Annotated in this window: 11 protein-coding genes; 6 read left to right on the top strand and 5 right to left on the bottom strand. The window is 43.7% G+C overall.

Features of this window, described 5'->3' with window-relative positions; translation table 11 throughout:
- Positions 1–3 precede the first annotated feature (3 nt).
- Positions 4–465 carry an NfeD family protein gene (locus R7044_RS16570; RefSeq protein WP_047102904.1) on the top strand — a complete coding sequence of 154 codons (462 nt, stop codon included), beginning with the start codon at positions 4–6 and terminating at the stop codon, positions 463–465.
- An 840-nt stretch (positions 466–1305) separates the two neighbouring features.
- On the opposite strand, the gene R7044_RS16565 is transcribed toward R7044_RS16570, so the two are convergent.
- The 3 genes from R7044_RS16565 to zipA form a co-directional block, all read right to left on the bottom strand.
- A complete protein-coding gene (locus R7044_RS16565; protein WP_005382055.1) occupies positions 1306–2715 on the bottom strand; it encodes a hypothetical protein in 1410 nt (469 codons plus the stop codon).
- 509 nt (positions 2716–3224) lie between these two features.
- Positions 3225–5237, bottom strand: coding sequence for an NAD-dependent DNA ligase LigA (gene ligA / locus R7044_RS16560; protein ID WP_017634827.1), 2013 nt, complete (start codon positions 5235–5237; stop codon positions 3225–3227).
- A gap of 90 nt (positions 5238–5327) precedes the next feature.
- The gene (gene zipA, locus R7044_RS16555; RefSeq protein ID WP_005382051.1) at positions 5328–6284 is read right to left on the bottom strand and encodes a cell division protein ZipA; all 957 of its coding nucleotides are present in this window, start codon (positions 6282–6284) and stop codon (positions 5328–5330) included.
- Positions 6285–6535: 251 nt separating this feature from the next.
- Between zipA and cysZ the strand changes: the two genes are divergently transcribed.
- From cysZ to crr, 5 genes are all read left to right on the top strand, one after another.
- Complete coding sequence (cysZ, locus tag R7044_RS16550; RefSeq protein WP_025998633.1) at positions 6536–7279, top strand: sulfate transporter CysZ; 744 nt, start codon at positions 6536–6538, stop codon at positions 7277–7279.
- Between the two features lie 164 nt (positions 7280–7443).
- Entirely contained in the window at positions 7444–8412 is a 969-nt protein-coding gene (cysK, locus tag R7044_RS16545; protein ID WP_005382045.1) for a cysteine synthase A, read from the top strand.
- A 300-nt stretch (positions 8413–8712) separates the two neighbouring features.
- Entirely contained in the window at positions 8713–8970 is a 258-nt protein-coding gene (locus R7044_RS16540) for an HPr family phosphocarrier protein (protein WP_005382043.1), read from the top strand.
- Between the two features lie 140 nt (positions 8971–9110).
- On the top strand, positions 9111–10835 hold the full coding sequence (ptsI, locus tag R7044_RS16535; RefSeq protein ID WP_005389298.1) for a phosphoenolpyruvate-protein phosphotransferase PtsI: 1725 nt from the start codon (positions 9111–9113) through the stop codon (positions 10833–10835).
- 121 nt (positions 10836–10956) lie between these two features.
- On the top strand, positions 10957–11466 hold the full coding sequence (crr, locus tag R7044_RS16530; protein ID WP_005382041.1) for a PTS glucose transporter subunit IIA: 510 nt from the start codon (positions 10957–10959) through the stop codon (positions 11464–11466).
- A gap of 94 nt (positions 11467–11560) precedes the next feature.
- Here the strand turns inward: crr and R7044_RS16525 are convergent, their stop codons facing one another.
- Both R7044_RS16525 and R7044_RS16520 read right to left on the bottom strand, forming a co-directional pair.
- Positions 11561–12685: a flagellin gene (locus tag R7044_RS16525; RefSeq protein WP_213880673.1), complete on the bottom strand. Its 1125-nt coding sequence runs from the start codon at positions 12683–12685 to the stop codon at positions 11561–11563.
- 116 nt (positions 12686–12801) lie between these two features.
- On the bottom strand, positions 12802–13329 hold a 528-nt coding region (locus R7044_RS16520), incomplete at its 5' end, for a flagellin (RefSeq protein ID WP_206946719.1).

Genomic DNA, 13329 nt, shown 5'->3' with positions numbered 1-13329 from the left:
TTTATGGACTTTTTTAGTTTGCTGGAAGGTATCTCTTTCTGGCATTGGCTAGCGTTTGGCTTTGCTCTTTTAGCAGTTGAGCTACTTGGTACCGCAGGGTATTTTCTCTGGCTCGGGGTGTCTGCACTTATCGTTGGAGCAATCATGACCGTTTTGCCAATGAGCTGGCAATTACAATGGCTTTGCTTTGCAAGCTTCAGCTTAATCACCACCTGGCTTTGGTGGCGACGACAATGGTCTAAAGACAAGCAAGAAGACCAAGAAAGAGATCTGAACCAAAAGTACAAGCAGTTAATTGGGCGTACTCTTATCCTTGAAGAAGACTTTTCCGTCGGGCTCAATCGCATCAAGGTAGCCGATACCACATGGTCCGCACAATCGGATCAAGCACTTCCAGCCGGTACCCGCGTAAGAATCACCGATGTTGAAGGTATTATTTTAATCATTGAGCCTGATTCTAATTAATTTATGCCAAAGTAATGGGGCAAATCATGCTCCATTACTTTAATCTAAACAACTGCTTTCATTTCATTACCTTAATTAAAATCGAGAAAAAAATAAGTATTAGTAATATTATTAATACCCTACCTACCATTTCCTATTATTTAATTATTCAACACACGACAATCAATAAGATAGAAATATATTTAGGTAAATTATCGATCTAAATTTATTTTAAAAAATAAAACTTTATTGAATTATTTTTTGATCTTTTTATCCTCGGATACATACTTAACGCATAAGCATTTAAGTTGAGTGCTTTTTATTTGGTAAGTAAGAGGATGTACTATGAATAAGCTTCTCTTTTTAATGTTGTGCGGTATTTTTTCTTTTTCTTCCTTTGCCTACAACAACGGAAACGGCGGTACAACTAATTTGGGACCTATAGTCGAATGTAAGATGCCAAGTGGCGACGTTACGAATATTCCAAGTGAAATGTGTCGATTTAGAGGTGGGGAATGGGAATAGTAAAGAAGTAAGAGCTTAGTTTGATATAAGAGCCCTATTCAACCTTGCCTTTCTGCGTAGTCACGGTTTATACAAGCACGTAGATATTTAAAGTTTATATTAAGGTGATTATTATGAGATTTTTATCTGGTCTATTAGTAATATCTTTTGCCATAATTCCGTTAACCACTCATGCTAATGGTGCATCCGGTGGTCGTACGTTAGGCCCAGAGATAAAGTGTGAGTTGCCAAACGGTAATGTACATATGTTGCCACCGTTATATTGCAAAATATACGACGGCCGAGAAGTGAAATAGAAAAGGAGCCTAGCGGCTCCTTTTATTATCTAATTAAGTATTAGTGGAAGCTGTAAGGGATAAGAACTTGTAGACGTAAGTCTGTTTCATCCGCATCGCCAGCACCTGCGTACTCATCACGTTCTAGGATTGTACCGTGTAAACGAATGGTAGAACCTTTAAGCGCGCCACTTTGTAGTGAGTAAGATACTGTTGCGTTAACTGCGTATTCGCTTTCGTAATCCCAGTCACCTGATGCTCCGCTTGCTGCAGAGTCAGCGCCAGTACCGTAACCAAAGCCTAGGTAGTAGTTCCAGCCGTTACCTTGGTTGTAAGATAGACGGTTGTACCATGCTAGCTCACCCGCTTTGTTCCAGTCAGACAGCGCGTCCCACCACTGAGACCAAGTACCATTGTTCATACCATATGTATGAATAGTACGAGGAACGAAGTCCGCACGGTTATCTGTGTCTGTGTAGCGCAACTCAGACATCCAAGCTAGCTTGCCGAAAGATTGATTCAAAGATAGACCAGTGTGGAAACCTAGACCATCGTATTTCACATCATCGTCAACACCGTAGAAATCAAATGCTAGAGTTGTACGGTCACTAACAGTGTACTTCAAGTAAGCCTTGTAAGAAGTGTTGTCAGTTTCGTTGTGGTAGCTAGTTACTTGACCTGCACCCCAGTCAACACCATTTGCATATTGAACGCCAGTAGCTTGACCCAAACCAAGTTGCATAAACAAGCTGTCAGTTAGGTTACCGTTTAGGCCTAGAGAGTGTAGGTAGCTCCATGAAGTGTCAGACCAAAGCGCTGGTGCGTAATCATCTTCGTGAAGCAGCCAAGGTGCTGTAAATTGGTCTGCGCCAAAGTAGCTTAGGTTGAAATCACCAAGTTTAGCGTTTAGTTCGAAACCACGGTAAGTACCAGGTACAAAGCTCCAAACGTTACCGATTGTACCGTTACCACCAGCCTGTAACATACCGAAACGAGCATTAAAGTTTTCGTTTGCTTTGAATTTCAGCGCTGCTTTGTAAACTTTAAGCTGCTGACCATCACCTGCACCCCAGTCTAGGTTGTTACAAGTTGAGATTTCGTTACATAGGTAGCCTTCGTTTGAATTGTAAAGACTATCGTTGTAAAGATCGCCAGAGTAGTAAGCCGCAACATCTGCGCCCACCCAACCATCGTGGTAGCCAGAAGTGAAGTCTAAAATTGCGTTGTAAGAAGAGTAGTTTAGACGACTCCAACGGTCACCATTTTCACCGCCGGGCTTACCTGTTGTACGAGTTCGTGAACGAGTATCAACTATGAATAATGCATTCAGACTTGAGTCTTGCATAAATTCGTTCACTTTCTCTACGTACTCGCCACCTGCTGCACTTTCAGTAGACGCTGTAGCTGGAGCGACAGCAACAACACCAAACATTGCTGCGGTTAACGCTGAAACCTTAAAAAATTTGTCCATGGAAAAACTCCTAAAAATGGATATAGCTGTATTTTTCTATCTCACCTTTAGTTGGCCGCCGAAGGAGAGAAGTAAATTCCTGATCAAACCTCATTATTTCTAATTTGGCTTTTTTAGTTCCTGCATACACACCGTGTATCCACGTGATTAAGACTAACTTCGCAGCTAAAAACATCCAAATGGAACTTATTTTTTTTCTAAAAAAATATGAGCCACTCCAAAGTTCCATATAACTTATTGATCCAGATCTTATTTTTAACAACACCAACACAACTCAACAAAATATCATTTAAAATCAAACATTTAAATTTAGCCTGAAAGTATCAACTTGAAGTCACTCGCAGACTAAAAAAGCCAAAAAAACCAATAACCCAAGGTTCGATCTTGATCACTGAAAAGAACAAAGGCATCAATTACTCAATAAAAAAACACTTAATTATGAACAAGAAAAAGCCCCGCATGCTTACCATACGGGGCTTTTAGTTATTTTTTAGCTTTTTTGAGAAGACTTAATTCATCAATTCGAGTAAGTCTTGTTCTGTTTTAATTTCGATACCCAGTTCTTGTGCCTTTGCGAGCTTCGAACCTGCATTTTCACCAGCAAACAAAATATCGGTTTTCTTAGAAACACTACCCGTCACTTTAGCCCCCAGTGCTTGGAGGGCTTCTTTGGCTTCTGTACGCCCCAGTTGAGAAAGTGTTCCCGTTAATACTACTGTTTTACCTTCTAATGGTAATTCCCCCACCTGCTCAGTAGTATTAATCTCTGGCCAATGAATTCCTTGTTCAAGCAAATCTTTAACCACCGCTTGGTTCTGTTCTTCACTAAAGAAAGTCGTGATATGTTGAGCAACCACAGCACCGATGTCTTGCACTTCAATCAACTGCTCTTCGGTAGCATTTTGGATCGCTCCCAACGTTTTAAAGTGCATTGCTAAGTTTGCTGCGGTTGCCTCGCCAACTTCACGGATCCCCAGTGAATACAAAAACCGAGGTAAAGTTGTTTCTTTGGATTTTTCTAACGCATTCACAATATTCTGCGCAGACTTTGGCCCCATGCGATCTAGTACGGTTAAAATCCCCGCTGATAACTTAAATAAGTCAGCAGGAGTTTTCACCATCTCACGATCAACAAGCTGCTCGATCACTTTATCGCCTAAACCGTCAACGTCTAACGCTTTACGAGAAACAAAGTGTTTTAGCGCTTGTTTGCGTTGGGCTTGGCAAACTAAGCCCCCCATACAACGTGTTACCGCTTCTCCTTCGATCCGCTCAACATGCGAACCACAAACAGGACACTGAGTTGGGAAAACAATATCTCGAGCTGTTTCTGGTCGACGCTCTTTGATGACAGATACGACTTGCGGAATAACATCGCCAGCACGGCGGATCACAACGTGATCACCAATCTTGACCTGCAGACGTTCTATCTCATCTGCGTTATGAAGCGTCGCATTACTTACCGTTACCCCGCCAACAAATACAGGCTCTAGTTTAGCAACAGGTGTAATCGCACCAGTGCGACCGACTTGGAACTCCACTTCATTCAGTGTCGTCATTTCTTCCTGTGCTGGGAACTTGTAGGCAATCGCCCAACGTGGAGCGCGAGCAACAAACCCCAGACGCTCTTGCACGGCAATATCGTCAATTTTAATAACGACACCATCGATCTCATAAGGGAGGGCATCACGACGCTGCAATATATCTTGGTAGTAAGCTTTTACATCCGCCAAGCTTTCAACTCGCTTAGTTTCCGGACACATTGGCAGTCCCCAAGATTTGATTTGCAAAAAGCGTTCGTAATGACTTGCTGCCAATTCTGCGCCTTGCACCACGCCTACACTGTATGCATAGAAGCTAAGCGGACGAGAAGCCGTAATACGTGAATCCAATTGTCGTAAGCTACCTGCCGCAGCGTTACGTGGATTAACAAAGATTTTCTCGCCTTTCTTCCTTGCTAATTCATTGAGCTTTTCAAACCCAACTTTCGGCATAAAGACTTCACCACGAACTTCAAGACGATTTGGCCAGTCATTACCTCTGAGTTTTAAAGGAATGGCTTTAATCGTACGCACATTCTCTGTGATGTTTTCACCCGTAGTACCATCGCCTCGAGTGGCCGCCTGAACTAATACGCCATTCTCATATAACAAACTTACGGCGAGTCCATCCAATTTAGGCTCACAACAGTATTCTTTCACACTCTGGCTGCCCACGCGCTCTTGTGCGCGCTTGTGGAAACTATCAAGTTCACTATCATCAAACGCGTTATCAAGCGAAAGCATCGGTACTTCATGTGTCACTTGGCTAAACGCAGAGAGAGGTTGTCCACCGACACGTTGGCTTGGCGAGTCTACGGTTATTAAGTCAGGGTTCTCAGCTTCAATATCCAGTAACTCTCGCATTAAACGGTCGTACTCGGCATCAGGGATCTCTGGGTTATCTTCCACGTAGTAACGCACAGCGTGGTAATGCAACGACTCTTTTAGTTCTTCTAGTCGCTGAAGTACTGATTCAGACATAGTAAAGCCCCGTGTATTTTCAATCGGTGAGGTTGGGAAATCCAAGAAAAAGGGCTCCATCCGGAGCCCTATTATTATTTGCTGTTAAGATTATGCGTTAGCGGCATTAAACTCAACTATTTGACGTCGATAAGATGCTAAACGATCTGGCGTCATTAAGTTGCGCTGGTCATCAAGTACGTTACCACCTAAGTCATCAGCAATTTGCTGCGCAGTTCGGAGCATTAAGTTGAAGTTCTGTTCAGCCTCGCCATAACAAGGCAATGTCATGAAGAATGAAATACCCTTCGTTGTAAACTCAGCAGGATCAGCATGCTCAAACGTACCAGGGTGCATCATATTAGCGACGCTAAACAGCACTTTGCCGTTACCGGACAAGTCAACATGACGATGGAAAATATCCATCTCGCCATAAATTAGACCGTTTTGTTGCATACTTTCAAATAAAGCAGTACCAACAAATGGCTCTTCACCAGCACAGTGCACATTCAATACAATCACTTGCATTTCAGGTTCTGGCTTTGGCTCTTCCTTAGGCTCTGCAACGACAGGCTCACTAACCGTTTCGACTTGCTGTTCTTTCTCCGTAATATCAAACGCGGCGGGAATAGCGTCTTCTTCCACAGCGGGCTGGAATGGCTCTTCAGCTACTGTTGCTTGAACAACAGGCTCAACGTCCTCTTCTTTATCTTTTTCTGCAACAAATGAAGGGATGTCATCCGGCTCCTGCTGCGTCTGTTTGACTTCAGATGGACCACCGAATAACGGGTCAGATTCAAACTTGTTGTCGAAAGAGCTCGCCATCCCAAAATCTGGTTCTTTGCGATCTTTGCGAATGATCTCAAAGTCATCTTCAGGAGCGGGAGCGAAGTCTCGTTCTTTCTCAACAAGATCATTTTTGTCTTCTTGGTTAACATCCAGCTTACCAAGTGGCTTGTTACCAAACTTTGCTTTGCCTTCTTTTTTACTGCTCCATAAACCATGAAACAGTAATGCCGCGATGGCTAATGCGCCAACAACAATGAGTACGAATCGCAATTCCTGCATTATTTACTCTCAATATACTTGTTTTTACTACTCGCAGTTCCTTGAGCAGCAACCCAAGTGCAATAAATCTGAATGATACGTTTACTTTACCAAAACTATATGTAGATTTAGAACAACTTAATGCAAGAAGTTCCGTTTTTTGTTGTGATTCTTGCCACGATTCCACTTAACAAGACGTCATTTGTCAGGGCATTGAAAGAAAAGTCCTCACAGGTACAATGAGTTTTCATTTACACGAAGCCAAAATAGACATGAAGCAAAACAATCAGCAGAGAACCGGGTTCGGTTATTTTCTATACGGGATACAATTGGCACTTGCCCCTAAAATCAGGCGCTTTGTCATCTTACCTCTACTTGCAAATATCTTGCTTGTAGGTGGTGCCATCTTCTATCTATTTTCAAACCTTAATATATGGATAGAAGGCTGGATTGGGCAGCTGCCTGAGTTTTTATCCTGGTTAACTTACATTCTTTGGCCTTTACTCGCTCTGACGATACTCGCTACCTTCTCCTATTTTTTCAGCACGCTCGCGAACTTTATCGCCGCGCCATTCAATGGCCTCTTGGCTGAAAAAGTGGAAGAGTACTTAACGGGACAAAAAGTAAATGATGATGGTTTCACTGCCGTCCTGAAAGATGTTCCTCGCGTTTTAGCTCGTGAGTGGAGAAAGCTCCTTTACATTTTACCTAAAGCAATAGGCCTATTCCTGTTATTGCTCATCCCTGCCCTTGGACAAACAGTAGGCCCATTTTTATGGTTTATCTTTACCGCCTGGATGCTCGCGATTCAATATTGTGACTACCCGTTTGATAACCATAAAATCCCATTTAACGACATGCGTTACAAATTGAAACAAAAGCAAGGTAAGGCCTATGGCTTTGGGGTATTGGTGTCTGTGTTTACGACGATCCCAATTTTGAACCTCATTGTCATGCCTGTAGCAATATGTGGTGCAACCGCTATGTGGGTCGCGGAGTTTAAGCACCAACGATAGTCGATTAGAGATTAAGGAAAGGGATCAGCGCCAGCTTTTCCCTTTTCTTTTATCAAGTTCTGGGCCAACCTAATAAGATATAACTTTTTAATCCTTTTCCCTTTTTTTCATACCGCATATTCTTCTATCCATATTCACACAACGTGTAATGAAGGAACATCACTATGAGCAAAATCTACGAAGATAACTCTCTTACTATTGGTAATACACCTCTCGTTCGTCTAAACAAAGTAAGTAAAGGCAAAGTTCTCGCAAAAATTGAAGCGCGTAACCCTAGCTTCAGTGTTAAGTGCCGTATCGGTGCAAACATGATTTGGGAAGCAGAGAAAGCGGGCCTTCTTAAGCCAGGTGTAGAGCTTGTAGAACCTACCAGTGGTAACACTGGTGTTGCTCTAGCATTCGTAGCGGCTGCTCGCGGTTACAAGCTAACATTGACCATGCCTGAATCAATGAGCCTAGAACGCCGTAAGCTACTAAAAGCACTAGGCGCGAACCTTGAGCTGACTGAAGCGGCGAAAGGCATGAAAGGGGCGATTGCTAAAGCAGAAGAAATCGTAGCAAGCAACCCTGAGAAGTACCTACTTCTTCAACAATTTGACAACCCAGCGAACCCAGAAATCCACGAAAAGACTACGGGCCCTGAGATTTGGGAAGCGACAGACGGTGAAATCGACGTATTCGTTGCTGGTGTTGGTACGGGCGGTACTATCACAGGTACAAGCCGTTACATCAAAGGTGAAAAAGGCAAAGCCATCACTTCTGTTGCAGTTGAGCCAGCAGAGTCTCCGGTTATTGCACAAGCACTTGCTGGCGAAGAAATCCAACCTGCCCCACACAAAATTCAAGGTATCGGTGCTGGTTTCATCCCTGGTAACCTCGATTTAGACATTATTGACCGTGTTGAGCAAGTTACCTCAGAAGAAGCGATTGAGATGGCTCGTCGCCTAATGGAAGAGGAAGGTATCCTAGCTGGTATCTCATCTGGCGCAGCGGTTGTTGCAGCGAACCGACTTGCGGAACTACCTGAATTTGAAGGAAAAACAATTGTAACTGTCTTGCCAAGTTCCGGTGAGCGTTACCTAAGTACAGCACTCTTTGCAGGTATCTTTACCGAAAAAGAGAACCAACAATAATATGTGTTCAAATCAATTTTTAGTTTAAAAAAGCCCCGTTTAGGGGCTTTTTTGTTGATCCCTGCCCTACCTTTGGTAATATCAGGGTGTTTTATTTCTAGCTTCAAAATAAAGAAGCAGAACACAAAAAGGTTTCAAAGTGATTACGCACGCAAACAGTTGCGTAGTTACCAAACTTTTGACTAGTATCAGAACTGACGCGCTTTGAACTCTTCCCGTGCTAGCGCACAAGATGTAAAGCAGTTAAGCTAAAATCTGGTCACAAACTAACAAAAAAATACATTTATTGGGGTATATCACATGTACGAGAAGCAAGTAGAAATCACAGCAGAAAACGGCCTTCACACTCGTCCAGCTGCACAGTTTGTTAAAGAAGCAAAAGCATTCGACGCAGACATCACTGTGACTTCTAACGGTAAAAGCGCTAGCGCTAAGAGCCTGTTCAAACTACAAACACTAGGCCTAGTAAAAGGTACTCAAGTTACTATTTCTGCTGAAGGCCCACAAGCTCAGCAAGCAGTTGACCACCTAGTTGCTCTAATGGACCAACTACACTAATCCGGTCTCCTACTCCAGAAGCCATTTTGTGAAAGCAAAATGGCTTCGTTGGAAATAGGCTCAAAACTAAGCTAAAACTATTCGTTAGCGCACCCATTATTCTCCCGTTTTATAAAGTTGACCAAACTTAAGGTAAGGCTATGATTTCAGGCATCCTAGCATCTCCTGGTATTGCAATCGGTAAAGCACTACTACTTCAAGAAGATGAAATTGTCCTAAACACAAACACTATTTCTGACGATCAAGTAGAAGCTGAAGTTCAGCGTTTCTTTGACGCTCGTAACAAATCTGCAGCTCAGCTAGAAACTATCAAGCAAAAAGCGCTTGAAACGTTTGGCGAAGAAAAAGAAGCGATCTTTGAAGGTCACATCATGCTTCTTGAAGACGAAGAGCTAGAAGAGGAAATCCTAGCACTTATCAAAAACGACAAGATGACTGCTGATCACGCTATCCACTCAGTGATCGAAGAGCAAGCATGTGCTCTTGAGTCTCTAGACGACGAATACTTAAAAGAGCGTGCAACTGACATCCGCGATATCGGTTCTCGTTTTGTTAAGAACGCACTAGGCATCAACATTGTTTCGCTTAGCGATATCAACGAAGAAGTAATTCTTGTTGCTTACGACCTAACGCCATCTGAAACTGCACAAATCAACCTAGACTACGTGCTTGGTTTTGCTTGTGATATCGGCGGTCGTACATCTCACACTTCAATCATGGCTCGCTCACTTGAGCTTCCAGCTATCGTTGGTACTAACGACATCACGAAGAAAGTTAAGAATGGCGACATGCTGATTCTTGACGCAATGAACAACAAGATTGTTGTTAACCCATCAGAAGCTGAGCTAGAAGAAGCGAAAGCGGTTAAAGCAGCATTCCTAGCTGAAAAAGAAGAGCTAGCGAAACTGAAAGACCTACACGCAGAAACGACTGACGGTCACCGTGTAGAAGTTTGCGGTAACATCGGTACAGTGAAAGACTGTGACGGTATCCTTCGTAACGGCGGTGAAGGTGTTGGTCTGTACCGTACTGAATTCCTATTTATGGACCGTACTGCGCTACCAACTGAAGAAGAACAGTACCAAGCGTACAAAGAAGTTGCGGAAGCAATGAACGGTCAAGCTGTGATCATCCGTACTATGGATATCGGCGGCGATAAAGATCTCCCATACATGGATCTTCCAAAAGAGATGAACCCATTCCTAGGCTGGCGCGCTGTACGTATCAGTCTGGATCGTCGTGAAATCCTTCGTGATCAGCTACGTGGCATTCTACGTGCTTCTGCACACGGCAAACTGCGTATCATGTTCCCAATGATCATCTCTGTCGAAGAAATCCGTGAGCTTAAGAAAGCGATCGAAGAGTACAAAGAAGAGCTACGCGCTGAAGGCCACGCGTTCGACGAAAACATCGAAATCGGTGTTATGGTTGAAACTCCTGCTGCTGCTGCGATCGCACACCACTTAGCGAAGGAAGTGTCTTTCTTCTCTATCGGTACAAACGACCTAACTCAGTACACACTAGCGGTTGACCGTGGTAACGAGATGATTTCTCACCTATACAACCCACTATCACCAGCTGTACTTACAGTGATCAAGCAAGTTATCGACGCTTCTCACGCAGAAGGTAAATGGACTGGTATGTGTGGTGAACTTGCAGGTGACGAGCGTGCAACACTTCTACTTCTAGGTATGGGTCTGGACGAGTTCTCAATGAGCGGTATCTCTATCCCTAAAGTGAAGAAAGTAGTTCGTAACTCTAACTTCGCAGAAGTGAAAGCAATGGCTGAAGAAGCCCTTTCTCTACCGACAGCAGAAGAAATCGAAGCCGTGGTAGAAAAGTTTATTGCTGAGAAAGCTCAGTAATCGGTAGTACCAAGTAATTCAATACTTAATGGCCATTAGACGGCGAAAAAAGTCGTCTAATGAGCTATATTGGTATACTATAATTCGACAGAATAAAACCAAACCTTAGGAGCATGACACAATGGGTCTGTTTGACAAACTTAAGAAGCTTGTATCTGATGACAGCGCTGACGCTGGTGCTATCGAAATCATCGCGCCACTTTCTGGTGAGATTGTAAACATCGAAGACGTGCCAGATGTTGTTTTCGCTGAGAAAATCGTTGGTGACGGTATTGCTATCAAGCCAGCAGGCAACAAAATGGTAGCTCCTGTAAACGGTACTATCGGTAAGATCTTCGAAACTAACCATGCGTTCTCTATCGAGTCTGACGACGGTGTTGAGCTTTTCGTTCACTTCGGTATCGACACAGTTGAACTAAAAGGCGAAGGCTTCACGCGTATCGCTGAAGAAGGTCAAACTGTTAAAGCTGGCGACACTGTAATTGAATTCGATCTAGCTCTTCTAGAAGAGAAAGCGAAGTCAACGCTAACTCCAGTTGTTATCTCTAACATGGACGAAATCAAAGAGCTAAACAAGCTTTCTGGTTCTGTAACTGTTGGTGAAACTCCAGTTCTACGTGTAACTAAGTAATTTTTACTTAATCGAACACGAAAAAAACGCTGCCAATGGCAGCGTTTTTTATTATCTGACTTTTTTCTGAGCGATGTGCATCGCTGAAACACGTTCAACTGAGCAAGCCTAGTGCTGAGCTCGGCCTTTGCTTCGCTTGAGCGAGTAATGCAGTTGTCGCATCTTGGAGCACTTGAGAACGCACCATTTCCGTAGATTCTCTTGCGAAGTCTGTATCTCTTATTCGACTCTTGGATTCTGTAACACTCCGATTCACAGTATTTAAGTTATCCATCGAGCCGTTTACACGGTTCTGAAAGCTGCCAATTTCACTCCGGTGCGAATCAACATACTTAATTGCTGCATCAATCACCCCAATTGAAAGCTGCGCCTTACCTGCCGTCGACATATCGATGTCATCCATTGTGACTAATTGACTAGCGCTCACATCAAGCTCATCCGCTAAACTCCCATCGAGAACCACACCCTCTGGCGCCTTCATCGTAGAAGCGAAGAATTGCAGTTCGTTGTTTTCCGTTACTGAAGCATTCACTATCGATTGTTGAGCATTGATGTAAGTGGCGACCTGTTCTATACGGTCACCCAATTTGAGTCCAATGGATTCCGTTTGGGTTTGCCCTTTACTGTCTTGGTATTCGACTTTTAGGGTTTGGTTATCTTTAGTGACTCGCCAATCTTTATCGACCGCATCACCAACATAATGCTGCCCTCCCATCTCTGGGATATGGCTACGCATGTTACGTAACGTCAAAGAGATTGAATTAGCGTTCGCGCCAATATGGAAACTTTGTGAACCGTAAGATCCATCAAACAGGTTTTTATCCGCAAATGTTGTCGTGATCGCGACACGATCAAGCTCATCTTGCAGCGCTACGACCTCATATTGAATACTTTGCCGATCACTTGAGTCATAACTGCCGTTTGCTGCTTGAAGCCCCAGAGAGCGTAAGCGTTGCAATATGTCACTGCTTTCGTGCAATGCTCCCTCCGCTGTTTGAGCAACAGAAAAAGCGTCGTGCGCATTTCTTAAGGCGACATCAAGCCCTCTCGTTTGTACATGGAGAGTATTCGATATCTGTAAACCTGCCGCATCATCGCTCGCCGAGTTGATTCGAAACCCCGAAGTTAGGTTGCGTTGTGACTCAACATTTTGCGCAGCTGCTTGACTCAGGTGTCTCTGCGCCACCATCGCAGAAACATTGGAATTTAAAGAGATCATCTAATCGATATGAATGCCTTATCGAACATACTGTCAGGACACATCTGAATCGTTATAGCCAATAAGCAAAAAGCCAGGGATGAGCCTGGCTTTGGTTTCTTGCTTTGTTAAATTGATTAACCTAGCAGACTTAGCGCTGAGTTAGGCGCTTGTTTCGCTTGCGCAAGGATTGAGCTTGACGCTTGCGATAGAATTTGTGATTTGGTCATTGCCGTCGTTTCTTTCGCGAAATCTGTATCTTTGATACGGCTCTTCGACGCATTCACGTTCTCGTTAATGTTGTCCAAGTTGCTGATTGCGTGGTTGAAACGGTTCTGGAATGCACCTAGCTCTGCGCGGTGGCTGTCTACGTATTTCAGTGCCGCATCGATGATAGCAACAGATTCTTGTGCGCCACCAACTGAGGTTACGTCGATAGTATCTACTGTTACTTTTTTGCCTTCGCCTAAGCCTAGTTCACCAGATAGACCGCCTGAAAACTCGACCTCGCCCTCAACTTTGTTGTTGCCAGCGAAGATTTGCAGTTTACCGTCTTGGTCTACTGATGCTTTCACTAGGTCAGTTTGGCCGTTAATGTAAGTCGCAAGCTCTTCGATATCGTCACCCGCTTTTGCGCTGATGTTGATTTCTTGCTCTTGGCCGTA

The sequence above is a fragment of the Vibrio sp. 1402 genome (assembly GCF_033340275.1).
This window is presented reverse-complemented; position numbering and strand designations above follow the sequence as displayed.